This window comes from Rhodococcus sp. BP-261 (assembly GCF_019835205.1).
Taxonomy (GTDB): Bacteria; Actinomycetota; Actinomycetes; order Mycobacteriales; family Mycobacteriaceae; genus Rhodococcoides; species Rhodococcoides kyotonensis_B.
Genome location: NZ_JABUCO010000013.1, coordinates 75,856 through 98,227, shown reverse-complemented (window position 1 = coordinate 98,227; position 22,372 = coordinate 75,856). Strand labels below are relative to the sequence as shown.

The 22,372-nt window shown below is 65.4% G+C and carries 21 protein-coding genes; 15 read left to right on the top strand and 6 right to left on the bottom strand.

Translation table 11 applies throughout. From position 1 onward, the window contains the following. Positions 1 to 280: 280 nt before the first annotated feature. The 4 genes from HQ354_RS15670 to HQ354_RS15655 all read left to right on the top strand — a co-directional run bounded on the left by HQ354_RS15670 (position 281) and on the right by HQ354_RS15655 (position 5,108). Complete coding sequence (locus tag HQ354_RS15670) at positions 281 to 1,879, top strand: aldehyde dehydrogenase (NADP(+)) (RefSeq protein ID WP_068427533.1); 1,599 nt, start codon at positions 281 to 283, stop codon at positions 1,877 to 1,879. 57 nt (positions 1,880 to 1,936) lie between these two features. Beyond that, complete coding sequence (locus HQ354_RS15665; protein ID WP_068427531.1) at positions 1,937 to 2,863, top strand: 5-dehydro-4-deoxyglucarate dehydratase; 927 nt, start codon at positions 1,937 to 1,939, stop codon at positions 2,861 to 2,863. Continuing rightward, complete coding sequence (locus HQ354_RS15660; RefSeq protein WP_167679147.1) at positions 2,860 to 4,131, top strand: glucarate dehydratase family protein; 1,272 nt, start codon at positions 2,860 to 2,862, stop codon at positions 4,129 to 4,131. Before HQ354_RS15665 ends, HQ354_RS15660 begins: the two co-directional genes overlap by 4 nt. 83 nt (positions 4,132 to 4,214) lie before the next feature. Beyond that, complete coding sequence (locus HQ354_RS15655; protein ID WP_068427612.1) at positions 4,215 to 5,108, top strand: LysR substrate-binding domain-containing protein; 894 nt, start codon at positions 4,215 to 4,217, stop codon at positions 5,106 to 5,108. A gap of 130 nt (positions 5,109 to 5,238) precedes the next feature. Here the strand turns inward: HQ354_RS15655 and HQ354_RS15650 are convergent, their stop codons facing one another. Then, positions 5,239 to 6,933 carry a DUF222 domain-containing protein gene (locus tag HQ354_RS15650; protein WP_084423827.1) on the bottom strand — a complete coding sequence of 565 codons (1,695 nt, stop codon included), beginning with the start codon at positions 6,931 to 6,933 and terminating at the stop codon, positions 5,239 to 5,241. A 118-nt stretch (positions 6,934 to 7,051) separates the two neighbouring features. Here HQ354_RS15650 and HQ354_RS15645 point away from each other — a divergent pair, with 118 nt between their 5' ends. Continuing rightward, positions 7,052 to 7,189: a hypothetical protein gene (locus HQ354_RS15645; RefSeq protein WP_157105356.1), complete on the top strand. Its 138-nt coding sequence runs from the start codon at positions 7,052 to 7,054 to the stop codon at positions 7,187 to 7,189. A gap of 105 nt (positions 7,190 to 7,294) precedes the next feature. Here HQ354_RS15645 and HQ354_RS15640 read toward each other — a convergent pair whose 3' ends face one another. Both HQ354_RS15640 and HQ354_RS15635 read right to left on the bottom strand, forming a co-directional pair. Further along, positions 7,295 to 7,690: a universal stress protein gene (locus tag HQ354_RS15640; protein WP_068427528.1), complete on the bottom strand. Its 396-nt coding sequence runs from the start codon at positions 7,688 to 7,690 to the stop codon at positions 7,295 to 7,297. Then, complete coding sequence (locus HQ354_RS15635; protein ID WP_174551435.1) at positions 7,687 to 8,682, bottom strand: 2-hydroxyacid dehydrogenase; 996 nt, start codon at positions 8,680 to 8,682, stop codon at positions 7,687 to 7,689. The genes HQ354_RS15640 and HQ354_RS15635 overlap by 4 nt, the downstream gene beginning before the upstream one ends. A gap of 331 nt (positions 8,683 to 9,013) precedes the next feature. Between HQ354_RS15635 and HQ354_RS15630 the strand changes: the two genes are divergently transcribed. The 6 genes from HQ354_RS15630 to HQ354_RS15605 are packed head-to-tail and all read left to right on the top strand — an operon-like array spanning position 9,014 to position 15,260. Beyond that, positions 9,014 to 10,594, top strand: a complete 1,581-nt coding sequence (locus tag HQ354_RS15630) for an ABC transporter substrate-binding protein (protein WP_222635127.1) — start codon at positions 9,014 to 9,016, stop codon at positions 10,592 to 10,594. Positions 10,595 to 10,602: 8 nt separating this feature from the next. Further along, positions 10,603 to 11,532 carry an ABC transporter permease gene (locus tag HQ354_RS15625; protein WP_068427525.1) on the top strand — a complete coding sequence of 310 codons (930 nt, stop codon included), beginning with the start codon at positions 10,603 to 10,605 and terminating at the stop codon, positions 11,530 to 11,532. 9 nt (positions 11,533 to 11,541) lie between these two features. After that, positions 11,542 to 12,525, top strand: a complete 984-nt coding sequence (locus HQ354_RS15620) for an ABC transporter permease (RefSeq protein WP_068427520.1) — start codon at positions 11,542 to 11,544, stop codon at positions 12,523 to 12,525. Further along, complete coding sequence (locus tag HQ354_RS15615) at positions 12,522 to 13,547, top strand: ABC transporter ATP-binding protein (protein ID WP_222635128.1); 1,026 nt, start codon at positions 12,522 to 12,524, stop codon at positions 13,545 to 13,547. Before HQ354_RS15620 ends, HQ354_RS15615 begins: the two co-directional genes overlap by 4 nt. After that, on the top strand, positions 13,540 to 14,532 hold the full coding sequence (locus HQ354_RS15610) for an ABC transporter ATP-binding protein (protein ID WP_068427517.1): 993 nt from the start codon (positions 13,540 to 13,542) through the stop codon (positions 14,530 to 14,532). The genes HQ354_RS15615 and HQ354_RS15610 overlap by 8 nt, the downstream gene beginning before the upstream one ends. Next, positions 14,529 to 15,260 (top strand): sulfite exporter TauE/SafE family protein, encoded by a 732-nt coding sequence (locus HQ354_RS15605; protein WP_084423826.1) that lies wholly within the window; start codon positions 14,529 to 14,531, stop codon positions 15,258 to 15,260. Before HQ354_RS15610 ends, HQ354_RS15605 begins: the two co-directional genes overlap by 4 nt. Before the next feature lie 65 nt (positions 15,261 to 15,325). Here HQ354_RS15605 and xylB read toward each other — a convergent pair whose 3' ends face one another. Further along, positions 15,326 to 16,705, bottom strand: coding sequence for a xylulokinase (xylB, locus tag HQ354_RS15600; protein WP_068427515.1), 1,380 nt, complete (start codon positions 16,703 to 16,705; stop codon positions 15,326 to 15,328). Between the two features lie 89 nt (positions 16,706 to 16,794). Between xylB and HQ354_RS15595 the strand changes: the two genes are divergently transcribed. The 3 genes from HQ354_RS15595 (at position 16,795) to HQ354_RS15585 (ending at position 19,656) form a co-directional block, all read left to right on the top strand. Beyond that, the gene (locus HQ354_RS15595) at positions 16,795 to 17,448 is read left to right on the top strand and encodes a TetR family transcriptional regulator (RefSeq protein WP_068427513.1); all 654 of its coding nucleotides are present in this window, start codon (positions 16,795 to 16,797) and stop codon (positions 17,446 to 17,448) included. A gap of 202 nt (positions 17,449 to 17,650) precedes the next feature. Continuing rightward, positions 17,651 to 18,808, top strand: a complete 1,158-nt coding sequence (locus HQ354_RS15590; protein WP_068427511.1) for an acyl-CoA dehydrogenase — start codon at positions 17,651 to 17,653, stop codon at positions 18,806 to 18,808. A 2-nt stretch (positions 18,809 to 18,810) separates the two neighbouring features. After that, positions 18,811 to 19,656: a 3-hydroxybutyryl-CoA dehydrogenase gene (locus HQ354_RS15585; RefSeq protein ID WP_068427605.1), complete on the top strand. Its 846-nt coding sequence runs from the start codon at positions 18,811 to 18,813 to the stop codon at positions 19,654 to 19,656. Positions 19,657 to 19,730: 74 nt separating this feature from the next. Here the strand turns inward: HQ354_RS15585 and hppD are convergent, their stop codons facing one another. Continuing rightward, entirely contained in the window at positions 19,731 to 20,927 is a 1,197-nt protein-coding gene (hppD, locus tag HQ354_RS15580) for a 4-hydroxyphenylpyruvate dioxygenase (RefSeq protein ID WP_222635129.1), read from the bottom strand. 109 nt (positions 20,928 to 21,036) lie between these two features. Between hppD and HQ354_RS15575 the strand changes: the two genes are divergently transcribed. Next, on the top strand, positions 21,037 to 21,555 hold the full coding sequence (locus tag HQ354_RS15575; RefSeq protein ID WP_222635130.1) for an Lrp/AsnC family transcriptional regulator: 519 nt from the start codon (positions 21,037 to 21,039) through the stop codon (positions 21,553 to 21,555). Between the two features lie 44 nt (positions 21,556 to 21,599). Here the strand turns inward: HQ354_RS15575 and fabG are convergent, their stop codons facing one another. After that, complete coding sequence (gene fabG, locus HQ354_RS15570; protein ID WP_206030985.1) at positions 21,600 to 22,364, bottom strand: 3-oxoacyl-ACP reductase FabG; 765 nt, start codon at positions 22,362 to 22,364, stop codon at positions 21,600 to 21,602. Between the last annotated feature and the right edge of the window lie 8 nt (positions 22,365 to 22,372).

Genomic DNA, 22,372 nt, shown 5'->3' with positions numbered 1-22,372 from the left:
ACTCGGCTCACATGACCTTAAGCACCGCCGACGATTCATGTCCAAGACCAACTAGGCATGAACTGATTCACGATCTGCATCGATACAACCCGGGGCGCGGGACGTGGATCGATACCAGACGAGCATCGACAGCACCATCTTTTGACTTGGACACGTATCGATCACAGGCATAACGTCGTCATCTATGAGGCAGGTCACGCGCCACGGCCGGACCGATCCGCTGCCTCACACACGCTTGGCGATCTACACAGCTCGGCCATGTACACGAAAAGGAGTCCGCATGACAGCATCGCTCACGCAGTCCACCGAATTGGTCGGCGCGTCGATCATCGCCGGCGAGTCCGTGCAGGGCACCGGCACCGCAGTCCACGGGATCGACCCGAGCACCGGCGAGAATCTCGAACCCTCCTACAAGCACGGTGACCTCGGCCAGGTCGAGCAGGCGACGTCCGCGGCAGCAGCAGCGTTCGACGCCTACCGCTCCACGTCGTCGCAGTCGCGTGCACAGTTCCTCGACACCATCGCCGACAACATCGCCGCGCTGGGCGAGACGCTGATCGACCGCGCGGTCGCCGAGTCCGGACTGCCCAAAGCCCGTATCACCGGTGAAGTCGCACGGACGACGGGCCAGCTTCGGCTCTTCGCATCGGTCCTGCGTGAGGGCAGCTGGAACGGTGCGCGCATCGACCCGGCCATCCCGGACCGCACCCCGCTCCCCCGCGCCGACATTCGTCAGCGGAAGGTTCCGCTCGGCCCCGTCGTCGTCTTCGGTGCCAGCAACTTCCCCCTCGCGTTCTCGGTCGCGGGCGGCGACACGGCGTCGGCTCTCGCCGCCGGATGCCCTGTCATCGTCAAGGCTCACGACGCCCACCCCGGAACTTCCGAGCTCGTCGGTCGTGCAGTCTCCGACGCCGTCGCGTCGACCGGAATGCCCGCAGGCACCTTCTCGCTGCTGTACGGATCGGGCCGCACGCTCGGGACCGCGCTCGTGACCGATCCGCGAGTCAAGGCCGTCGGATTCACCGGATCACGTTCGGGTGGAACGGCTCTCGTGGCTGCCGCCGCAGGCCGTCGTGAACCGATTCCGGTGTACGCCGAGATGAGCTCGATCAATCCCGTCTTCGTTCTGAGTGCAGCGCTCGACTCCCGTGGCGCCGACCTGGGACGCGCGTTCGTCGGGTCTCTCACGATGGGGTCGGGCCAGTTCTGCACGAACCCCGGACTCGTCATCGCCGTCGACGGCCCCGGTTTGGACACGTTCGTCGAGGCCGCTCGGGCTGCCGTGTCCGAGGCTGCTCCGACGACGATGCTGACCCCCAACATCGCTGCCTCGTACGCGAGCGGCGTCGAAGAACTCGGGAAGTCCGCGACGGAGCTGGCTCGCGGCACCGAAACCGACGCGCCGAACGCCTGCCGCGCAGCGCTGTTCACCACCGACGCAGACACGTTCGTCACGTCCGAAGTCGAGCAGCAGGAAGTCTTCGGCGCCTCCAGCTTGATCGTGCGCTGCCGCGACGCCCAGCAGGTTCGTGACGTGGCCGTCCGCCTCGAGGGTCAGCTCACCGCCACGATCCACGGCGACGACGCGGATCACGCGGAGGCAGGCAAGCTGCTGTCGACTCTCGAGCTGAAGGCCGGACGGATCCTGTTCGACGGCTGGCCCACCGGCGTCGAGGTCGGTCACGCGATGGTTCACGGCGGGCCCTTCCCCGCCACCTCCGATTCGCGCACCACGTCGGTCGGTTCTCTCGCCATCGAACGCTTCCTGCGTCCGGTCGCCTACCAGGACGTCCCGAAGTCGTTGCTTCCCAGTGCAATTGCCGACGGCAACCCCGACGGGATCTGGCGACGCGTCGACGGCGCCCTCACCCAAGACTGATCCCCCCTCCACACACGACTGCCCATACGACTGCCCACGATCACAGGAGACAAGACCATGCTCGACGGAGTCCTCTTCTTCCCCGTCACCCCGTTCACCGCAGCCGGCGAGGTCGATTACGACCTGCTGGCGGCCCACGTCGCCAAGGGCGTCGACGCCGGCCCCGGTGGCGTGTTCATCGCGTGCGGTACCGGAGAATTCCATGCGCTCGGACTCGAAGAGTTCGGCAAGATCGTGCGCACCGCGGTCGACGTCGTCGCCGGCCGTGTTCCGGTCTACGCCGGCGCGGGCGGATCCGTCGTGCAGGCCCAGGCGTTCGCACGCAGCGCGAAGGAGAACGGTGCGGACGGCATCCTTCTCCTTCCGCCGTACCTCGTGACGATGCCTCAGGCCGGTCTCGTCGGCTACACCAAGGCTGTCGCGGACACGACCGATCTGCCGCTCATCGTGTACAACCGCAGCAACGCACGCTTCACTGAATCGTCGGCAGTCGCGGTGGCACAGCTGCCGACGGTCGTCGGATTCAAGGACGGCACAGGCGATCTCGATCAGGTCGGCCGCATCGTCCGCGCGGTGCTCGACGCGCTGGAACCGTCGGGCAAGCAGTTCCAGTTCTTCAACGGCCTGCCGACGGCAGAGGTCTCGCAGCAGGCGTACCGCGCGATCGGTGTCACGCTGTACTCCTCGGCCACGTTCGCGTTCGCGCCGGAGCTGGCACTCGCCTTCTACCGCTCGCTCGAAAGCGGCAACGAGAAGCTGACTGCGACGCTGCTGCGCGAGTTCTTCCACCCCCTCGTGCGTCTGCGCGACCAGGTTCCCGGCTATGCGGTCTCGCTCATCAAGGCGGGCGTCACGATGGAAGGCATCGAGGCCGGCCCGGTCCGTCCGCCGCTCGTCGACATCAGCAGTGCACACCTGAGCGAACTCACCGAGATCGTCGCGAACGGCCGCGCGGTTCTCGGACACGAGCTCGCGGTGCACTGATGGCCGCGCCGATCAGGATCACGGGCGCGCGCATCACGCCCGTTGCCTTCGCTGATCCGCCGCTGCTCAACACCGTCGGTGTCCATCAGCCGTACGCCCTGCGTGCGATCATCCAGTTGGACACGGACGCAGGCATCGTCGGTCTCGGCGAGACGTACGCGGACACGGCGCACGTCGCGCGGATGGAGGCGGCAGCCGAGGCAATCACCGGCCTGGACGTGTTCGCGCTCAACGAGATTCGATCTGCCATCGATACCCAACTGGCGTCGTCGATCGTCACCGGCGGCGACGGCGTCGCCGGGATGATCACGACCGCGAGCACGACGGATCGCGTCTTCTCGCCGTTCGAGGTCGCCTGCCTCGACGTGCAGGGCAAGATCCTCGGGCGTCCGGTGTCGGATCTGTTGGGCGGCAGGGTCAGAGACGCGGTTCCGTTCAGCGCCTATCTGTTCTACAAGTGGGCGGCACATCCCGGTGCCGAGCCCGACGAGTGGGGTGAGGCGCTCGATCCCGGCGGGCTGGTTCGGCAGGCCCGAAAGATGATCGGCGAGTACGGCTTCGGAGCGATCAAGGTGAAGGGTGGAGTGTTTCCGCCCGACGAGGAGATCGCGGGAATCAAAGCATTGCGGGAAGCCTTCCCGGAACTGCCGCTGCGGCTCGATCCGAATGCCGCATGGACCGTCGACACGTCCATCAGGGTGGCCGGCGAACTCGACGGCATCGTCGAATACCTGGAAGACCCGACGCCCGGGCTCGACGGCATGGCCGAGGTGGCACGAGAGGCGAAGATGCCTCTCGCCACCAACATGTGTGTCGTCGCATTCGATCAGCTCAAGCCTGCTGTACTGCGAGATTCGGTGCAGGTCGTACTGTCCGACCATCACTACTGGGGCGGTCTGCAGCGTTCTCGTCTGCTCGCGGGTGTGTGCGACAACTTCGACATGGGCTTGTCGATGCACTCCAACAGCCACCTGGGGATCAGCCTGGCCGCGATGGTGCATCTGGCGGCGGCGACGCCGAATCTGACGTACGCATGCGACACGCACTGGCCGTGGAAGACCGAGGACGTCGTCAAGCCCGGGGTTCTCGAGATCGTCGACGGCGTCGTCGCCGTTCCTACCGGGCCAGGACTCGGCATCGAGATCGACGACGACGCACTCGCCGCGTTGCATCGGCAGTATCTCGACTGCGGTCTGCGGGACCGCGACGACACCGGGTACATGAAGAGCATCGACCCGAGTTTCGAGAACACCAGCCCCCGCTGGTAACTGATCGGCGATGGCCGCTCGTAGGTTAAGTTGATACCCGACCTGACCGCGAGCGGCTTTCTTCGATATCAGGAGTGAATGAATTGTTCTCGCTCAACAGGCTCACGTGCTTCATCGCGGTCGCCGAGGAACTTCACTTCGGCCGCGCCGCCGAGAGACTGCACATGACGCAGCCGCCGCTCAGTCGGCAGATACAGCAGCTCGAGAACGAGGTCGGCGTCCAGCTCATCGACCGCACCAGCCGTTCCGTGACGCTGACGGCAGCAGGCGTCGCGTTCCTTCCCGACGCCCGCCGGATCGTGCACCTGGCCGAAGGCGCAGTACTGACCGTGCGACGCGTCCCCACCGGCGATCTCGGTACCGTCACAGTCGGATTCACGGGCGCCTCCGCGCATGCGGTCTTGCCGCAGCTGCTCGAGAAAGCGAGAGAGCAGCTTCCCGACGTCAAAGTGGTTCTGCGCGAGATGGTCTCGGCGGTACAGATGGAGTCGCTGGCGATCGGCGACATCGACCTCGGACTCGCCAGGCCTCCGTTGAACAGGCCGGGCATCTCGTCCCGACCGGTGCTGCACGAGTCGTTCGTCGCCGCCCTGCCGGAATCGCACCCGCTCGCGCAGCACGACAAGCTGACGATCGAGGAATTCGACGACCAGCCGATCGTCATGTACTCGCCCGTCGATGCCCGGTACTTTCACGAGTTGCTGATCAGCACGTTCACCGTCGTCGGCGTCACGCCTCGGTACGTGCAATACGTGACGCAGGTGCACACGATGCTGGTACTGGTGCGCTCGGGAATCGGAATGGCACTGGTTCCCTCGTCGTCGCGGACCATGCAGCCGGAAGGCGTCGTGTTCCGGCCTATCGACACGACGCCCAAGCGACCGGTCGAGCTGCACGCCGCCTGGAGGCCGGACAACGAGAACCCAGCGTTGCACAGGTTCATGTCGGACGTCCTGCCTGCACGGGAGTGGAGCTGACGGGGTGGGCTGGGTGGGACTGACTCGGGCCCGGCTGGCGGTATCTGCGTTCAGGCATGACTGTGAGCGGTGCAGATTTCGCTCTGCACCGCTCGTGGAATCGTTTCGCGCAGGACAACGCGCACCGAAGCTACGGCTCCGGGTCCTCCGGCTCGGAGTACAGATACTCCTGCGGATGGTGGTAGTGATTCACCATGCCGCGGCGATCCGGGTCGACGGATTCGGGTGGGTGCCACTGAGTTCGGCCCGGCTGGGGATGATCGGGGCCTGTCGTCGTCGTGGCCCAGTCGTTCGGACCGTCGCCGACGAGCGGATGGTGCAGGTCGCAACCGAAGGTGAGGGAGTCGATGTCGGTCTCGCCTCCGGTGGCCCACTCGTTCAGGTGGTGGACTTGGCACCAGGTCGCAGGACGGGTGCACATCGGGAACGTGCATCCCCGGTCTCGGGCCATCAGAACGATCCGCTGGTCTGCCGACGCGAGGCGCTTCGAGCGGCCGAGGTAGAGGGCCTGTCCGTCGTCGTCGAAAATCGCCAGGTACTGGTGGGCGTGCGACGCCATCCGTATCGCATCGCGGACGGTCACCAGCGAACCGGTGCCCGTGACAGCATGCCCCGACGCGGTTTCCAGGTCCTTCGCCGTCATCGTGATCACTGCCGTCACCGGGAGGCCTCGGTGCTGGCCCAGATTCCCCGACGCCAGCATCTGACGCAGTACCGCCTTCATCGCATCGTGGTTTCGCTGGCCCTGGTTGCGCATATCCCGTCCGGCTCGGCGCTTCTCGTCCTCGGAGTTCACCGAGTCGCGGGTAGAGGCAGAGTGATCCGCGGAACCGGAGTCGCTACTGGGGCTGTCGGAGTCCGGGGAACCGGACTCACCACCGGGGCTGTCGGAGTCCGCGGAACCGGAGTCGCAACCAGGGCTAGCGGAGTCTTTGGGGCCGGACTCGCCACCGGGGCTGTCGGAGTCCTCATCACGGTCGAACAACGTCGGTTCGTCGTTCGACGTGTCGCTCGGGTCGTCCTCTGCGACTGGCTTCGGCTCGTCCGGGTTGCAGTTCCCCGCCTTCGCGTACTTGGCCAGGATCGGTTCGAGGTATGCACGGAACTCTGCGTCGATGACGAAGCTACCCTTGCTGAGTCCGTCCTTGCCTTGCCGCCCGAGCCGGAAGAAGCACTTCGCTATCGAATCCTTCTCGTCTTTCAGCGATCCGTCCGGATCCAGAAGCGCGTGCAGCCGGGCTGCGGCCACTCGAAGTTGTTCGGGCGTAACCTGTTTCGCCAGATCGGACAACAGGATCTCGGACTGAACCTTCGAATCGTGATCCACTGCTCCCGGCAGATCTTTGAAGAACTCGTCGATGACGGTGACGTGGGCAGCGTCGATGTGCCCGTCGCGGTGAGCCTCGGCAGTCGTCGGGTACTGCGGCTCCAGCTTCTCTCCCGTCAGCGCACGACCGTCGGCGATCTTGGCCGCGATCTTGATGCGCTTGCCTGCGACACTCGGGTCGACGAGCAGCAAACTCGCCAACCGCGACGCATTCGTCCTGTCCGGAAGCACTGCCAGACCGTCGTTCTCGATCAGTTCGGTCAGCCAGGTGTGCGAGGTGCCGTACATCGCCCGAGAGAGCTTCTCCATCCGCACCAGAAGGGCACGGCGGTCGGCGTCGTCGAGCATGCTCGTATCCACATCGGCGACCGAATCCCACGCACTTTCCATGGATTCCACAGCAGCCAGGAGGGAGGCGTCGGAAATCGGCAGCACTGCCCGCGCGCTTGCAACCCCCACGTCGTCGGCAAGGCCGGCAACACTCTCCCCCGAAAGCATGAACCCACTCTAGCCCAACTTTCGCACTTTGTCGAACAAATGTTCGAAGACCGGCTCAGTTGAGGCCCGCTAACGAAATGGGTCTACAGGACGACATAGAGTTGACACCCGGGGCGACATGACCTCGCTACGGGGAGTTGCGGCACCACGACAGCACTACGAAAGGAACACCCCTCACATGCTCGGCATCCTGTTCTCCCTCATCAACGACGCCATCGCCATCTTCACCAACGGCTCGAACCTCGGCTGGTGGTGACGTCCGTCCGCTGAGACGCACCGAGCCCCCGACCTCGTATCGAGGCGGGGGCTCAGTCGTGGATGGACCCGAGACCTGGTCAGTCCGAGCAGAATGCGTCTCCTGTCAGCGCGGCAACCCCACCGGCGGCTTGACGGCCGTCACCGGACATTGCGCTTCGAGGATGACACGCTGAGAGATGCTGCCCATCAACAACTTTCCGACGGGTGAGCGACGACGGATCCCGATGACGAGAAGTTGCGTCCCTTCGACGTACGACAGGTCGATCAGGTTGTCTGCGTGCGATCGTCCCGGCTCGTTGTCGTGGATCTTCACCGCGACGCCCAGCCCGCCCGCTTCGTCGCGAGCGGATTCGACGGCGGCACCGAACGCGGCGTCGGCAGCGCTGTCCTCCTCGGCCACGATGACCAGATCTGTTCCACGCTGCACCGCCTCGGCGAACGCGAACGGTAACGCGCCCTTGCCTTCTGCTGTCGGCGAATAGCCGACGACGACGGTCATCGCGTCACCGGCGTCGTCAGCGTGCCGTCGGCCAGGAACTGATCGAGATTCTGCAATGTCAACGCCTCCATGGCGGCTCGGGTTTCCACTGTTCCGCTACCGACGTGCGGCAGCAGTACGACGTTGTCCAACGTCAGCAAGGCCTCAGGGACAGCGGGCTCGTTCGCGAACACGTCCAGCCCCGCCCCCGCGAGTCGGCCGTCGGTGAGACGTTCGACAAGAGCGTCCTCGTCGACGACGCTTCCCCGCGCGATGTTGATCAGGTAACCCTGCGGACCCAGGGCATCGAGGACGTCGGCGTCGACGAGATGCCGCGTTCCCTTTCCGCCCGACGCTGCGACGATCAGAACGTCGACAGCGCCCGCGAGAGCTGCCGGCGTCGAGAAGTACGTGTGCGGCGAACCGTCGACCTCGTTCCGGTTGTGATAGCTGATGGCACAACGGAAACCGACGAGGCGATCTGCGATGGCAGTACCGATCCGGCCGAGTCCGATGATGCCCACTCTCTTACCGGTGACCTGACGCGTCAGAGGTGTGTTGCCGTCGGAGATCCAGCGGCCTGCGCGGACGTAGCGGTCGGAGAACGACACCTGCCGCAATGCGTCGATCACCAACCCGACGGCGAGATCTGCGACGCAATCGTTCAGCACGTCGGGAGTGTTGCTGACGCCGATGCCGCGCTGCGCGGCTGCGTCGACGTCGGTGGTGTCGTACCCGACGCCGAAGTGCACGATCGCGCCGAGGTTGGGCAGATGCGACATCAACTCCGCGTCGACGCCCGTGCGCCCCGAAGTGACCGCCGCAGTGATCGACTCACCGTGCTGAGAGAAGAAAGCCGCACGCTCGGAAGGCTCGGGCAGCACGAGGGCGTCGTAGTCACCGGTAAGTGTGTCCATGAGTGACGGCTTCAGAGGCCCGACTCGGAGCACCCTCCCGCTGCTGCGCGAATCACTCTGCACAACAGCGTCTTTCGCCTTCTCGACTGTCGTCATTCGAAACTCCTCGCCGGGCCGGGGACGTGCGCGTTTTCTGGTACGTTATGTCGCCCGTCGGATACCTGTCCAACACGTAAATAACATGGATTGATACTCAAACGGCATGATAGAGCCTGGGCCGCAAGCATGGGTGACCTAACCACACCTCGTTCTACCAGGTCAGATGCCCTGCGCTGTGAGCTGGGCGGCTTACGCAGCACCGATGTGACCCACGAAACTCCCTGCATACGGCGCCAGCGCCGGTTGACGGCTCTACACCCCCCTCATAACGTGTGGCTACCGTCACACGCGGCGACAGCCCGTCACATTCTCCCCTTTGGAGGCCCCCATGAGCCCTGCACTCGAAGTGCAGCAGGGACGGACCACGCGCACCGCGATCACCATCGCTGGCGCACTTACGTTTTCGATGATCGCCACCGGATGCACGGTCGCGAACTCCGGCGCCGGCACGGCCGCGAGCGCGGATACTTTACGGATCGTCCTGCAGGAAGAACCTCCGACGCTGGAAGCCTGCGACGTGTCCATGACCTCCATCGGGGTGGTCACTCGGTCCAACATCACCGAACCGTTGATGGAGCGGAACCCGAGCGAAGGCACACTCGAACCGAAGCTCGCCGACTCCTGGACCCAGGTCTCGGACCGCGAGTGGACGTTCGCGCTGCACCCCGGAGTGACGTTCAGCGACGGTAGCCCGTTCGAGGCGGAGGACGCGGCACACTCGATCGAGAGAGCCGTCAACTCGGACCTCGGATGCAACGTCGAAGGCTACGTCTTCGGCGACGCCGACCTCGACGTCCGCATCGTCGATCCGCTGACGATCAGCGTCGCCGCGCCTGCTGCCGACCCCATTCTCCCGCTCAAACTGTCGTTCATCGAGATGGTGCCGCGGACGTACAGCATGACCGAACGCGTCCGCGAGCCGATCGGTACGGGCCCGTACGCCATCGACAACTGGGAGTACGGACAGCGCCTGTCGCTGGTCCGCAACGAGACGTACTGGGGCGACAAGCCGGACTACGCTCGCGCTACCTACCAGTGGCGTAGCGAGGGCAGCGTCCGCGCCTCGATGGTCTCCAACGGCGAGGCCGAGATCGCGACGTCACTCGGACCGGAGGACGGCGCAGGCGACCTCGGAGTCTCGTACCCCAACAACGAGACGACGGCTGTTCGCATCCAGCTCGAAGAGCCCCCTCTCGACGACATGCGCGTGCGTCAGGCGATCAATTACGCGGTCAACCGCGACGGCATCGTCGACGCGTTGTTCCAGGGCCTCGGAAAGCCTGCAGCGCAGCTGATCTCGGACGGCGTCATCGGATACAACGACGAGTTGACCCCGTGGCCGTACGACCCCGAGAAGGCACAGCAACTCATCGACGAAGCCCGCGCCGACGGCGTTCCCGTCGACGCCCCCATCCGGCTGATCGGACGGACCGGGCAGTTCCCCAAGGTCAACGAGACACTCGAAGTCGTCCAGCATGCACTGTCGAAGATCGGCATGAACGTCTCCATCGAGATGACGGACTCCGCCGGCACCGCCGAGTACCAGGAACGTCCGTTCCCGAACGTCGGGCCGTATCTACTCGTCATCCAGCACGGCAATCAGGCAGGCGACGCGGCGTTCACCGCCGATCAGTACCTGAAGAGCGACGGCTTCCAGAGCGCCGGTGGCACAGCGGAATTCGACGAGCGCGTCGACGAGGCCGCGGCCCTCACCGGAGATGCGCGTCAGGAAGCGTACGAACAGCTCTTCGCCGACGAGCCCGCGGACATCATGCAGATGGCGTTCATCGCCCATATGGAAGGTGTTCTCGCCAAGGCGGACTCGGTCGACTACACACCCAACTCCGCAACCGTCGACGAGATGCATCTCGCAGCGATGACGCGCAACGACTCCACCGAAACGGACTGAGGCCGAACATGTTCAGATTCCTCCGTCGCCGGATCTACACCAGCCTCGTGCCGCTGATCGTCGTCCTGTTGGGCGTGTTCCTACTGGCGCGACTCACCGGTGACCCGACGAGCCTCTACCTCCCCGAATCCGCGACTCAGGCTCAGCGCGAGGCGTTCCGGGCGTCGAACGGGCTCGATCAGCCTCTGCTGACGCAACTCTGGGACTACCTCCAGGGCGTCGTGCATCTCGATTTCGGCGACTCCCTGCGCACCGGTGAGGCCGCGTCGACGATGGCGTTGCGCGCATTCCCCGCGACGCTGCAGCTCGCGTTCATGACGATGTTCCTCGCCGTTCTCGGCGCGATCGTCATCGGATGCTGGGCCGCCTACCGCCCCAACTCGCTCGCCGACCGCGTCTCGAGCCTGCTGTCCATGACCGCGGCCAGCATCCCGGACTTCTGGTTCGCGATCATGGGTGTGTGGCTGTTCGCCGTCACGTTCGGGGTGCTGCCGACGTCGGGCACCGGTGCGGGAATGCTGTCCTGGATCCTCCCGATCGCCACGCTGCTGATCCGTCCGCTCGGCGTCCTCACCCAGGTCGTCCGCGGAGCGATGGTCGCTGCGTTGTCCGCGCCCTACGTTCGACTCGCGAGAAGCAAAGGCGCAAGCGATGTTCGCGTCGTCACGCACCACGCACTGCGCAACGCCGCAGCCCCGGCACTGACCGTCGCGGGCGACCTGATGGTCGGTCTCGTCAACGGAGCCGTCGTCGTCGAAGCGATCTTCGGGTGGCCCGGCATCGGCAAGCTCATGATCGACGCGATCCTGCAGCGCGACTTCGCGGTTCTCCAAGCGGCCGTTCTGCTGACGGCCGTCAGCATCTTCCTTCTCAACATCGTCATCGACGCCTGCTACGCACTGCTCGACGCCCGTGTTCGCGACAAGGCGAAGGTCTAGGAGGCCACCATGTCACTCGATTTCGACGCACCGAAAACGTCGGAGCCCGAGGAGGTTCCGGCCGGAAAGCCTACTTCCCGTACGAGCTCCGCTCCGCTGTGGCGGCTGCTGCTGCGTGACCGAGTCGCCACCGTCGCCGCCGGGATTCTCGTCCTGGTGTTCCTGACGGCGATCTTCGGGCCGATGCTCGTCGGCGACGCAGCCACCGACCAGGATCTGAGTCGGTCGAACCTCCCGCCGTTCACCCTCGATACCGGGTGGATGAACGTCCTCGGGACCGATCCTCTCGGACGCAGCATGCTCGCACGATTGATCGTCGCGTGCCAGACCACGCTGTCGGTGGCGATCCCCGCAGTCATCCTGTCGGCGATCGTAGGCTCGATCATCGGAATGTGGGCCGGCTACCACCGGGGATGGCGCGAGACCACGGCGATGCGCGTCGCCGACGTCATCATGAGCTTTCCGTCGTTGCTCATGGCCGTCGTCGTGTTGTACGTCTTCTCGCCCAGCGCCGCGAACATCGTTCTGATCCTTGCGATCACGCGTATTCCGATCTACCTCCGCACTGCGCGTGCGGAGTCCGCGGAACTGCAGAGTCGGCTGTTCGTCGACGCCGCCCGCACGTTCGGCGCGTCGAGCGGCGCGGTGATCCGACGTCACGTCGCGCCCATCCTGCTCCCCACGTTGCTGACCGTCGCCACGCTTGATTTCTGCTTCGTCATGCTGGCCGAATCGTCGCTCAGCTTCCTGGGCATCGGTATACAGCCGCCCGACGTCAGTTGGGGTCTCATGGTCGCGCAGGGCCGCACCTATCTGCAGACCGCATGGTGGCTGTCGTTCTTCCCCGGCCTCGCCATCGTCATCACCACCGTGTCGGCCACCGTGCTCGCCGCCTGGGCACGCATCGCGACCGACCCGGCGCAGCGGTGGCGCCTGACCGTCCCCCGTTCCGCCAAGTCCCGCCTCGTTCCCGTCCGAAAGGTCGTCTCATGAGTGCACCTGCCGTCGTCCGCCCCGACACCGACCGGGTCGCCATGGACGTCCGCGATCTGACGGTCGACCTACGCACGCCGTCGGGGGTGATCCGAGCCGTCGATCACGTCACGTTCAGCGCGCGGCGCGGCGAAACCCTCGCTCTCCTCGGCGAGTCCGGCTGCGGTAAGTCCATGACCGCGCAAGCCGTCGTCGGACTGCTCGAACCGATCGCCGATATCACCGATGGTTCCGTGGAACTCGGCAGTGACACGAAGGGCTGGGTCGATCTGGTGACCGCCAAGACCAAGGTTCGACGCCACATCGCGGCCACCGAATTGGCGATCGTCTTCCAGGACGCGCTGACGGCACTGAACCCCGTGTACACCGTCGGCACCCAGTTGGCCGAGCCATTCCGGATTCACCGCGGTATGTCGGCGAAAGCTGCACGCGAGGAGGCCATTTCGCTGATGCGACGCGTCGGCATCCCGCAGCAGGAGTCCCGCGCCGATTCGTATCCTCACCAGTTCTCCGGAGGTATGCGTCAGCGCTTGCTCATCGCGATGGCCGTCGCGCTCAGCCCGTCGGTGCTGCTCGCCGACGAACCGACCACCGCGCTCGACGTGACCGTGCAGGCTCAGATCATGACGCTGCTGCGCGAACTGCGCACCGAACACGACATGGCGGTCATCCTCATCACGCACGACCTCGCGCTCGTCGCGGAGGAGGCCGACCGCGTCGCGATCATGTATGCCGGCAACGTCGTCGAAACCGGGCTCGTGTCGGAGGTTTTCGCGAACCCACGCCATCCGTACACCAAGGGTCTGCTCGACTCGGTACCCGTGCACGCGGCGCGCGGTGAGGATCTGAAATCCATCGGCGGCACTCCGCCCGATCTGCATTCCATCCCCGACGGGTGTGTCTACCAAGCCAGATGTCCTCTCGCACGGGACATCTGTCGCGCGCAGCGACCCACGCTGGAAGCCGTCGGCGACGGTCGTTTCTCTGCCTGCCACTTCTCGAACGAGGTGTCCCATGTCTGATCAGTTGTTGACGGTCCGCGGATTGAACAAGACCTTCAAGGTGGGCGGCGGCAACCTCCGCGCACTCGATTCGATCGACCTCGACCTGCGCCGCGGTGAAACACTCGGCCTCGTCGGCGAATCCGGTTGTGGTAAATCCACTCTCGCACGAACGCTGATGATGCTGGAACGCCCGGATGGCGGAACGGTGAACTTCGACGGCGTCGACCCGTTCGGTCTGCGCGGCAAGGAACTGCTGGGCTTTCGCCGACGCGTACAGATGGTGTTCCAGGACCCGTACGGGTCACTGAACGCCCGCATGAACGCAGCCGACATCATCAGTGAACCGTGGCGAACACACAAGGGGCTGTACAAGACTCGCCGCGACCGCTCCGCTCGGGTGCGCGAACTTCTGCACCTCGTGGGGCTTCGCCCCAGCGACGAGTACCGATTCCCGCAGGAGTTCTCCGGCGGCCAGCGTCAGCGTCTCGGAATCGCGCGTGCGTTGGCATTGAACCCCGACGTGATCATCTGCGACGAGCCGGTGTCCGCGTTGGATCTCTCCGTGCAGGCGCAGGTCCTCAATCTGCTGAACGACCTGCAGAAGCAGCTCGGGATCTCGTACGTGTTCATCTCGCACGACCTGTCCGTGGTGCGCCACGTCGCCGATCGTGTGGCCGTCATGTACCTCGGTCGGATCGTCGAGTCCGGTGCGACCGAGGCCGTCTTCGACCGCCCGAGCCACCCGTACTCGGCAGCGTTGATGTCGGCAGCACCCAAGCTCGACGCGGAGGCGCGCGGCGAGCGCATCCTGTTGAAGGGCGAGGTGCCGTCGCCGCTGAACCCGCCGTCGGGCTGCCGTTTTCGGACGCGCTGCTGGAAGGCGACCGACAAGTGCAGCTCGGATGCGCCGCCGGTTGCGTTGGACCGCAACGAATCCGACCACATGGCCGAATGCCACTACCCGCTCGTCGACGACGACCTCGGCCTCGTGGCCGCCGGGTGATAGGGGGTCTGACCACGGTCGGGTTCGCAGTCGTCGCCGCCTCGATCTTCTTCGCATCGGCGATGCAGGCGTCGATCGGTTTCGGGATGGGCATGTTGGCGGCACCGATCGTCGCGATCGTCGACCCGGGTCTGGTGCCCGGCACGCTGATCATGTTGGCGATCGTCGTCAGCACGATGGTGCTCATTCGCGACGGGACGGCGCTCGACCTGTCCGGAGCGAGCTGGGCACTCGCGGGTCGGGTGCCGGGCACCATCGCCGGCGCTCTGCTCCTGGTCGCGCTACCCGAGCGCGGACTGGCCTTGATGCTCGCGTTCGTCGTTCTGCTCGGTATCGGCTTGACGTCTCTGGGATGGATTCCATTGCCGCGCAGACGAAATCTCGTGGTCGCAGGCGCGGCATCCGGACTGCTCGCGACGGCGACGTCGATCGGCGGCCCACCGATGGCGCTGGTGTGGCAGCGGAACACCGGAGCGAAGTTGCGCTCGACGATGAGCGCCTTCTTTCTGGTCGGTTCGGTCCTGTCGCTGGTCGCGCTCGCCGCCGCCGGTGCGGTCACGCTGCACACCGCGTGGTTGTTTCTGCTGCTGACGCCGGCGGCGATTCTCGGTTACGTGTTGTCGCGCTTCGTGAATCGCGTCATGGACCGCCGCCGGTTGAGGCTGACGGCCATCGCGGTCTCGACCGTCGGTGCCGTCGTTCTGATCGGCCAGCAGCTCCTCTCGTGAGTGCGAATGTACAGCGCCTTCGGGTCGCTCCGCAGGCTACGCTCCTGCCGGCTGTGCATTCGCGCTCACGGGCGGGAGGCGGCCTCGGCGTATCGCTCCCGAATCGTAGGCGTCGGATCCGCCTCGTACGTCCGAGCGCGCGCCGACGCCCACTGCGGTGGTTCCGCGGTGCCGGCGAGTGTCCAGGCCGCCTGTCGTGCAGCACCGTCGGCGACGTATTCGCCCGGCTCCGGCACGACGACGGGTACACCGAAGATCGCAGGCGCCAGCTCACGAACTGCCGCGGACTTCGCGCCGCCGCCGATGAGCAGCACCCGTCGCGTCTCGATCCCGGCCGCGCGTAGCGCGTCGATACCGTCGGCCAGCCCGCACAGCAGCCCTTCGACCGCGGCACGCGCCAGATGCCCCGGTGTCGAATTGTTCAGTCGCAGACCGTGAATCGAACCGGACGCATCCGGCCGGTTCGGCGTCCGCTCCCCTTCGAAGTACGGCACCAGCACCAGGCCATCGCTCGCGGTGGACAATGCCAGCGAAGACAATTCGTCGTGATCGACGCCGAGAAGCGACGCCGTCGCGTCGAGCACCCGGGCGGCGTTGAGCGTGCAGACCAGCGGCAGCTGCCTGCCGGTGGCGTCGGCGAATCCGGCGATGATGCCCGACGGGTCGGCCGCCCCGACGTCGGTGACCGCGGAGACGACACCCGACGTACCGATCGATACGACGACGTCACCGACACCTGCCGCGAGTCCGAGTGCGGCAGCGGCATTGTCGCCGGTGCCGGGCCCGATGATCGCGCCGCTCGCCGTCTCCCCGATGCGTTCCGACGGTCCCGCGACCCGCGGCAACCGCGGCTTACGGCCTCGCATACCGAGTTCCAGCAAGTCTTCGCGGTACGTGTTCGTGGCCGCGGAGAAGTATCCCGTGCCGCTGGCGTCACCGCGATCGGTGGCCAGGGTGTCGAGGCTGCCTGCGCCACCGAGGTGCCAACTCAACCAGTCGTGCGGAAGGCACACGGCCGCAGTACGATCCGCGTTCGTGGGCTCGTTGTCCGCGAGCCACCGCAGCTTGCTGACGGTGATCGACGCGAGCGGGACGACGCCGACGGCATCGGCCCACTGTTGCGCGCCCACCTCGTCGACGAGGTCGCGCGCCGAAGCCGCCGACCTGATGTCGTTCCAGAGCAAGGCCGGCCGCACGACATCGCCCCCGTCGTCGAGACAGACCATTCCGTGCTGCTGCGCGCCGACGGCCACCGCGTCGACGTCGTCGAGACCGCCCGCGTCGGCGACTGCGGTGTCGAGCGCGTCCTTCCACGCCGCCGGGTCGATCTCGGTGCCGTCGGGATGCTTGGCCCGCCCGCTGCGCACCAGCTCTCCCGAATCGGCATCGCGGACAAACACTTTGCACGATTGGGTGGACGAATCGATACCTGCGACGAGAGCCAAGATCTTCTTTCCTTCCCACGTGGCACTGCTTACCGGTGACCCTACCGCCAGTAGCAGGGCGCCGAGGGATTCCGCTACGTTCGTCAGCTATGCGAGACACCGAGGATTCCGACGCCTTTCGCCTTGCCGTGGCGAAAGCTGCCCTCGACCTGTTTTCCGCCAACGGATACGACGCGACGTCGGTCGACGACATCGCCGAGGCCGCCGGCATTTCGCGTCGGACGTTCTTTCGGCAGTTCCGTGGCAAGGACGACGTCATCTTCGCCGATCACGAAATCCTGCTGACCCAGGCCGCGGAGTTCCTCGACCGTGACCACGACGATCCCTGGGTCGCGGTCTGCGACGCCGCCCAGCTCGTGTTCGATCGGTTCTCCGGGTGGAAGGAGTACGCGACACTTCGCTACCAGGTGGTGCACGTCAATCCGGCACTGCGTGACAGGGAGATCGTGACAGTATTCCGCTACGAGCGCCTCTTCGTCGACTATCTGCGTGGGGCCGTCCCCGACCACTCGCACCTCGAGACGATCCAGTTCTGTGCGACGGTCACCGCTACCCACAACTTCGTGCTGCGACGCATGATCCGCGACGGCGTCGCGACCGCGCCTGCGGACCTGCAGGCCGCGTTGTCAAAGGTCAGGGCCAGCTTTCAGCCGTCGTCGGACGAGGTCGTCGTCGCCGTGTTCCCGCGCGGGGCGTCGCGAGATGCCGTCGTCGACGCGATTTCGGAGCAGCTGGGGCGCTGACCGGGCGTTTCGCCCGCATTCCGACCGCATCGATGGCGCTCTCGAGCCGTCTATCGACTGCCGCGGCCCATCGATGCGGATTCGCACGCGACCACCTGGCACCGAGTGCCAACCGGCCCTTGATTCGCGACGCCGACCGCCGTACTCTGGAACCATCCGTGGCACTCAGTGCCGACGATCGATACCAAGGAGACAGCCGCTCATGGCCGGAAACCCGGACTTCGATCTCTTCAAGCTTCCCGAGGAGCACGACGAGTTGCGCGCAGCCATTCGTGCGCTCGCCGAGAAGGAGATCGCGCCGTACGCGAAGGACGTCGACGAGAACTCGCGCTTCCCCGAAGAGGCGCTGACCGCTCTCAACAACTCGGGCTTCAACGCCATTCACGTCCCCGAGGAGTACGACGGCCAGGGTGCAGATTCCGTCGCGACGTGCATCGTCATCGAAGAGGTCGCACGCGTCTGCGGATCGTCGTCGTTGATCCCCGCCGTCAACAAGCTCGGCACGATGGGCCTCATCCTCAACGGCTCCGACGAGCTGAAGAAGCAGGTCCTTCCGTCGCTCGCCGGTGGTGCGATGGCGTCGTACGCACTGTCCGAGCGTGAGGCCGGTTCCGACGCTGCGAGCATGCGTACCCGCGCCGCGGCCGACGGTGACGACTGGGTCCTCAACGGCTCGAAGTGTTGGATCACCAACGGCGGCAAGTCCGACTGGTACACGGTCATGGCCGTCACCGATCCCGACAAGGGCGCCAACGGCATCTCCTCGTTCGTGGTGCACAAGGACGACGAAGGATTCGTCGTCGGCCCCAAGGAGAAGAAGCTCGGCATCAAGGGCTCGCCGACGGCCGAACTCTACTTCGAGAACTGCAAGATCCCCGGCGATCGCATCATCGGCGAACCCGGCACCGGCTTCAAGACGGCGCTGCAGACGCTCGACCACACGCGTCCCACCATCGGCGCTCAGGCCGTCGGCCTCGCGCAGGGTGCACTCGACGCCGCGATCGAATACACGAAGGACCGCAAGCAGTTCGGGCAGTCCATCAGCAACTTCCAGGCGGTGCAGTTCATGCTCGCCGACATGGCGATGAAGGTGGAAGCCGCGCGCCTCATGGTCTACACCTCCGCTGCGCGCGCCGAGCGCGGTGAGAAGAACCTCGGTTTCATCTCCGCCGCATCGAAGTGCTTCGCGTCCGACGTCGCCATGGAGGTCACCACCGACGCCGTCCAGCTGTTCGGTGGTGCCGGCTACACGACCGACTTCCCGGTCGAGCGCATGATGCGCGACGCCAAGATCACGCAGATCTACGAGGGCACCAACCAGATTCAGCGTGTCGTCATGTCGCGGGCGCTGCTGAAATGAGCATCGAACTCGTAGGCGTCATCGGCGGTGGCACGATGGGCGCAGGTATCGCCGAGGTCGCAGCCCGCTCGGGATCCTCGGTCATCGTGCTCGAGACCACCCAGGAAGCAGCCGACGCGGCCGAGGCTCGGCTCGACAAGTCGTTCGCGCGCGCCGTCAAGTCCGGTCGCATCGAGGCCGACGCTGCCGAGAAAGCCCGTACGGCAATCACTCTCACGCTCGATATCGACGATTTCGCGGACCGCGATCTCGTCGTCGAGGCCGCACCCGAGATCGAATCGCTCAAGCTGGAGCTGTTCGGCAAGCTCGACGCGATCGTGAAGCCGGAAGGCATTCTGGCGACCAACACGTCGTCGATCCCGGTCATCAAGATGGCGAACGCGACGAAGCGGCCCGGCAAGGTCGTCGGTGTCCACTTCTTCAACCCGGTGCCGGTGCTGCCGCTCGTGGAGATCGTCGTCAGCCTCGTCACCGAGGAAGACACCGTTGCTGCGGTCACCGACTACGCAGCGAACACGTTGGGCAAGAAGACCATTCGCTCCGGTGATCGCGCGGGCTTCATCGTCAACGCCCTTCTCATCCCCTACATCGTGTCGGCGATTCGCATGCTCGAGTCCGGCTTCGCGAGCGCCGAGGACATCGACGACGGCATGGTCAACGGTTGCGCGCACCCGATGGGTCCGTTGCGTCTGACCGACACCGTCGGACTGGATGTCACCTTGGCCGTCGCCGAATCCCTGTACGCCGAATTCCGTGAGCCGCACTACGCGCCGCCGCCTCTGCTGCAGCGCATGGTCGACGCCGGACAACTCGGCCGCAAGACGGGCAAAGGTTTCTACACCTACTGAGTGCGGCTGCGCCACCCGTGCGCGGAAAGTCGGTCCATAGGCCGACTATCCGCGCACGGGCGCCGAAGGCGCACTCAGAAATTCCCCCGCGCCGCCTGTTCGCGCTCGATCGCCTCGAACAGTGCCTTGAAGTTCCCGATGCCGAAGCCGAGCGAGCCGTGGCGTTCGATCAGCTCGAAGAACACCGTCGGCCTGTCGACGAGCGGCTTGGTGAATATCTGCAGCAGATAGCCGTCCTCGTCACGGTCCACGAGGATGCCGCGCTTCTGAAGTTCCTCCACCGGCACACGGACGTCGCCGATGCGCGCACGCAACTCCGGATCCTGGTAGTAGGACTCCGGTGTCGCCAGGAACTCGATGCCCTCCTCGACCAGCACGTCCACGGATCGCAGAATGTCCTGCGTCGCAAGGGCGATGTGCTGCACACCCGGTCCGCGATAGAAGTCCAGATACTCGTCGATCTGCGAACGCTTCTTCCCGACGGCCGGCTCGTTGAGCGGAAACTTCACTCGGTGGTCTCCGCTGGCCACTACCTTGCTCATCAACGCCGAGTAGTAGGTGGCGATGTCCTCGCCGACGAACTCGGCCATGTCGGTGAACCCCATGACGCGGTGGTAGAAGTCGACCCATCGATTCATGTTGCCGAGCTCGACGTTGCCGACGACATGGTCGAGCGCTTGGAATACTGTGCGGCCGTGTCGATGTCCCGCCGAAGCACGCGCCGTGTACCCCGGTAGGTAAGGGCCCGTGTACCGCGACCGGTCGACGAGGGTGTGCCGCGTGTCCCCGTACGTGCCGATCGATGCGAGCCGTACGACCCCGTGCTCGTCGGAGACGTCGTACGGCTCGACGAGCACGGTCGCGCCCTGCCGTCGCGCATGCTGGATGCACTTGTCGACGTCGGGTACCGCCAACGCGACGTCGACGATGCCGTCACCGTGTCGCCGATGGTGCTCGACGAGTTCGCTCGACGGGTCGACCGCCCCCTCGATCACGAATCGCACTGCGCCACTGGTCAGAACGTAACTGTGCCGATCACGGTGGCCGGTCGTCGGCCCCGAATAGGCCACCAGTTCCATGCCGAATGCGGATCGGAAGAAGTGCGCTGTCTGCGTCGCGTTCCCGACGACCCACACCAGCGCGTCCCAGCCGTTCACCGGAAACGGATCGGCCGAGGCGTCGTACTCCACCAGTCCGACGAGTTGGCGCAGCGCACGGGCGTCGAGAGAAGCGAGTCGTTCGTCGTCGGTGAGTAGCTGATCGATGCTCATGCTGCTACCACAGAGGATCGCGACCAGGTAGTCAATCGGACGAGCAACAGCTAGGCCGATTGCCGAATCCTGCACACGACCACGCACTCTTTCTCTACACTTTGCTCACATGGAGCTGGATGCGCTGGACTTCGCGGTGCTCGAGGCCGTTCACGAACGTCCGAGGGCCGGAGTGCTCGAACTGTCTCGGAGCTTGAAGATCGCACGCGCCACTGTGCAGGCACGGATGAAGAAGCTCGAAGACTGCGGCGTCGTCGCCGGCTACGAACCTCGACTCGACGTCGAAGCGGCAGGTTTCGGGGTCCAGGCGTTCGTCACCCTGGAGATCGCGCAGGGCGCACTGGACAGCGTGACCGACGAACTGTCGTCCATCCCAGGCGTTCTCGAAGCGTTCGCGACGACGGGAGCCGGGGATGTGCTGTGCCGGATCGCGGCCGCGTCGCACATGGGCTTGCAGCACGTACTACTGGAACTCAATCGTTCCGGCGTCGTCGTGCGATCGACGAGCGTGGTGGTTCTGTCGATTCTGATTCCCTACCGCTCGATGCCGCTGCTGCGGACTCTCGATACCGGCAAGGGGGCGAAGTCGCCCGCGTACCGCAGTGCGCACCCACCCGTGCGTGGCTAGTTGGCCCAGAGTCCGACCATCCACGCACGGGCGGCGAAGCCGCACTAATCTTTCGGGCCGCCCGCGGCGTACACGACCTGACCCGAGATGAAGCCTGCACCCTCGCTGACGAAGAACGACGCGAGGTGCGCGATGTCGTCGGGATGTCCGACGCGGTTGACCGGAATCTGGGCTGCCGCAGCGGCTTTGAAGTCCTCGAAGGGCACTCCGACTCGCTCCGCGGTGGCCGCCGTCATCTCGGTCTCGATGAAGCCGGGTGCGATGGCGTTGGCGGTGACACCGAACTTGCCGAGCTCGATAGCGAGGGTCTTCGTGAAGCCCTGCATACCCGCCTTGGCGGCCGCGTAGTTCGCCTGTCCACGGTTGCCGAGAGCCGACGTGCTCGACAGGTTGACGATGCGACCCCACTTCGCATCGATCATGTGCTTCTGCACCGCACGCGTCATCAGGAACGAGCCGCGAAGATGCACGCCCAGAACGGAATCCCAATCGTCGACGGTCATCTTGAACAGAAGGTTGTCACGGGTGATGCCCGCATTGTTGACGAGAACGGTCGGGGCACCGAACTCGGAGGCGATCCGGTCCACTGCGGTTCGAACCGATTCTTCGTCGGCGACGTTCGCGCCGATGGCGACGGCGTGCCCGCCCGCGGACTGGATGGCGCCGACGGTGTCCGCGCAGGCGGACTCGTCGAGGTCGACGACAGCGACACCGAATCCGTCCTTGGCCAGACGCTTGGCGACGGCTGCGCCGATTCCGCGGGCGCTTCCGGTCACTACGGCAGTCTTGATCTGATCACTCACGTGCATCTCCTGAA

Coding starts and splice junctions, on each gene's coding strand:
- HQ354_RS15670 (WP_068427533.1), top strand. CDS start 281: ATGACAGCATCGCTCACGCAGTCCACCGAATTGGTCGGCGCGTCGATC.
- HQ354_RS15665 (WP_068427531.1), top strand. CDS start 1,937: ATGCTCGACGGAGTCCTCTTCTTCCCCGTCACCCCGTTCACCGCAGCC.
- HQ354_RS15650 (WP_084423827.1), bottom strand. CDS start 6,933: ATGCTTTCGGGGGAGAGTGTTGCCGGCCTTGCCGACGACGTGGGGGTT.
- HQ354_RS15645 (WP_157105356.1), top strand. CDS start 7,052: ATGACCTCGCTACGGGGAGTTGCGGCACCACGACAGCACTACGAAAGG.
- HQ354_RS15640 (WP_068427528.1), bottom strand. CDS start 7,690: ATGACCGTCGTCGTCGGCTATTCGCCGACAGCAGAAGGCAAGGGCGCG.
- HQ354_RS15635 (WP_174551435.1), bottom strand. CDS start 8,682: ATGACGACAGTCGAGAAGGCGAAAGACGCTGTTGTGCAGAGTGATTCG.
- HQ354_RS15630 (WP_222635127.1), top strand. CDS start 9,014: ATGAGCCCTGCACTCGAAGTGCAGCAGGGACGGACCACGCGCACCGCG.
- HQ354_RS15625 (WP_068427525.1), top strand. CDS start 10,603: ATGTTCAGATTCCTCCGTCGCCGGATCTACACCAGCCTCGTGCCGCTG.
- HQ354_RS15620 (WP_068427520.1), top strand. CDS start 11,542: ATGTCACTCGATTTCGACGCACCGAAAACGTCGGAGCCCGAGGAGGTT.
- HQ354_RS15615 (WP_222635128.1), top strand. CDS start 12,522: ATGAGTGCACCTGCCGTCGTCCGCCCCGACACCGACCGGGTCGCCATG.
- HQ354_RS15610 (WP_068427517.1), top strand. CDS start 13,540: ATGTCTGATCAGTTGTTGACGGTCCGCGGATTGAACAAGACCTTCAAG.
- HQ354_RS15595 (WP_068427513.1), top strand. CDS start 16,795: ATGCGAGACACCGAGGATTCCGACGCCTTTCGCCTTGCCGTGGCGAAA.
- HQ354_RS15590 (WP_068427511.1), top strand. CDS start 17,651: ATGGCCGGAAACCCGGACTTCGATCTCTTCAAGCTTCCCGAGGAGCAC.
- hppD (WP_222635129.1), bottom strand. CDS start 20,927: ATGAGCATCGATCAGCTACTCACCGACGACGAACGACTCGCTTCTCTC.
- HQ354_RS15575 (WP_222635130.1), top strand. CDS start 21,037: ATGGAGCTGGATGCGCTGGACTTCGCGGTGCTCGAGGCCGTTCACGAA.
- fabG (WP_206030985.1), bottom strand. CDS start 22,364: ATGCACGTGAGTGATCAGATCAAGACTGCCGTAGTGACCGGAAGCGCC.